Raw genomic sequence first — 471 nt, forward strand, 5'->3', positions numbered from 1 at the left:
GAATTCGGCGGCGGCACGGCGCGCCGGGCGCGCCATGCACCGGCTCAGGAGCGGTAGTCGGCGTTGATGCTGACGTAGTCGTGCGACAGGTCGCAGGTCCACACCGTCGCGCTGGCCTCGCCACGGCCCAGCAGCACGCGGATCGTGATCTCGCTCTGCTTCATGACGCGCTGGCCGTCGGCCTCCTGGTAGGCGGGGTTGCGGCCGCCGGCCTTGGCCACCAGCACGTCGTCGAGGTAGAGGTCGATCTTGCCGACGTCGAGATCACCCACCCCGGCGTAGCCGATCGCGGCCAGGATCCGGCCAAGGTTGGGGTCCGAGGCGTAGAACGCCGTCTTCACCAGCGGCGAATGGCCGATCGCGTAGGCGATCTTCCGGCATTCCGCAACGTCGCGGTAGCCCTCGACCTGCACCGTCATGAACTTGGTGGCGCCCTCGCCGTCGCGCACGATCAGTTGCGACAGCGTCTGC

At 68.8% G+C, this 471-nt stretch carries 1 protein-coding gene; it reads right to left on the reverse strand.

Annotated features, from left to right (window positions below; translation table 11 throughout):
• Window positions 1-44 precede the first annotated feature (44 nt).
• Window positions 45-471, reverse strand: a 427-nt coding sequence (locus FQ705_RS00035; protein ID WP_186307749.1) for a bifunctional ornithine acetyltransferase/N-acetylglutamate synthase, incomplete at its 5' end; no start/stop codon positions are given.

It is taken from the genome of Paraburkholderia sp. BCC1884, from assembly GCF_900996225.1.
Lineage (GTDB): Bacteria > Pseudomonadota > Gammaproteobacteria > Burkholderiales > Burkholderiaceae > Paraburkholderia.